The 1,664-nt window shown below is 34.5% G+C and carries 1 protein-coding gene; it reads left to right on the top strand.

What is annotated here, in order from left to right:
* Positions 1-168 precede the first annotated feature (168 nt).
* Positions 169-1,539 carry an IS4 family transposase gene (locus CP368_RS09865; RefSeq protein WP_098044444.1) on the top strand — a complete coding sequence of 457 codons (1,371 nt, stop codon included), beginning with the start codon at positions 169-171 and terminating at the stop codon, positions 1,537-1,539.
* Positions 1,540-1,664: the final 125 nt, after the last annotated feature.

The following is a 1,664-nucleotide window of genomic DNA, read 5'->3' as shown; positions in this document are numbered from 1 at the left end:
CAATGTCATTAAGTTAAGACATTGACAATTAAGGGTGCTTTTTTAGAGATCGAATCATTTGGATTCGATCTCTTTTTTTGTATAAAATAAAGGCGAAAAGACCTGCCTTTTCGCCTATCTTATATATTTTAAACCTTCAAAATTATTGCCAGAAAGCTGGTGTTAATTATGAAAGCCCTTCATAAGAATATTCTAGAACGTCTTGATCAAATTATCAATAATACTGGGGATCATATTCACGATTTTATTAATAATCCTCATGCTTTTACCAGGAAACGCACTTTAGATGCAGCGACAGTCCTTAAAACTACAATTAACATGCAAGGTCAGAATTTAAACAGTGAACTCTTTAGAGCTTTTGGCGAAGATGCAACTAAAAAGAACGATAAAGTAGTTAGTACTTCTGCCTATGTTCAACGCAAAAGCCAGCTTTCTCCTGCTTGTTTTAAACATATTCTGACTGTTTTTAATCAAAATCTATTTAATATTCAACTTTTTGATCATCACTACCGTTTGTTTGCCATTGATGGCTCTGACTTTAATCAAATCTGGAATCCGAAATCGAATAACATTGTACAAGCTTCTTCTCATAAAAAGAAACCCTATTGTCAAATTCACGTTAATGCCTTATATGATCTATTGAATAATACCTACCAGGATTGTATTTTTCAGCCTAAATCAGAAATGGATGAACGCAAAGCGGCTGTTCAAATGCTTAAAGCTTTGAATTGTGGTCCATATATTGTAACAATGGATCGTGGCTACACTAGTTTCAATATGATTGAAAACTGCAATCGCCTGCCTAACTGTCATTACATAATACGAACTAAGGCTGGAAAAGGCGGAGTTAAAGAAATAACGACATTGCCTGATCAAGAATGTGATCGTGAGATTTCCTGCCTGGTAACTACTTCTAACTATTACTACATCACGCATAAAGCCAGTGAGAATATTCACCATGTCCAGCATCATTATCGCCAATATATTAAGTATCGCTCTAAAAATACCCAGGATCTAAGCTGGGATTTTGGCGAGTTATGCACAATAAAATTTCGAGCCTGCAAATTTAGAATTAATGATGCCAAATCAGGCAAAGAAGAATGGGAAGTTGTGCTAACCAATCTTGATCGAAAAAATTATCCGCTAAAAAGAATTAAAGAGCTTTATCATCTGCGTTGGGGTATTGAGACCTCCTTCAAGAAATTGAAGTATTCTTTAGGCAGCGTACAGTTCCATTCCAAACAAGATAAATTTATTGAAATGGAAATTTATGCCCATATGATTATGTTTAATGCAATCAGTCAAATTGATGCACAGGCCTATATTCCGCAAAAGCATTGCAAGTATCAATATGCCATCAATTTCAAGCAATCATGCTTGATTATTCAGAGCATGTATTTGGCTTCTTCTTCAACGCAAGATTTTGAACGGATCCTTATTCAGATCAGCTATTATACCATTCCAATTAGACCAGGCCGCAAGGACAAGAGAAATATCAAGCCCAAATCAGCTGTATATTATTTATATCGCGTAGCTTAAAAAAGCAGAATCTGTGCTATGCCTTATTTGTTGTACGAAAAAAGCACCAATTTAACCAATTAAATATTAAATCAGTGCTTTAAAAGTCTAATATTAATTGTCAATGTCTTAACTTAATGACATTG

The organism is Lactobacillus sp. UMNPBX17 (assembly GCF_002553735.1).
GTDB classification, from domain to species: Bacteria; Bacillota; Bacilli; order Lactobacillales; family Lactobacillaceae; genus Lactobacillus; species Lactobacillus gallinarum.
The sequence above is the reverse complement of the archived record's forward strand: the minus strand, read 5'-3'. Positions and strand labels throughout refer to the sequence as shown.

Bases quoted from the DNA above. Each gene is read 5' to 3' on its own strand.
- CP368_RS09865 (WP_098044444.1), top strand. From the start codon at position 169: ATGAAAGCCCTTCATAAGAATATTCTAGAACGTCTTGATCAAATTATC.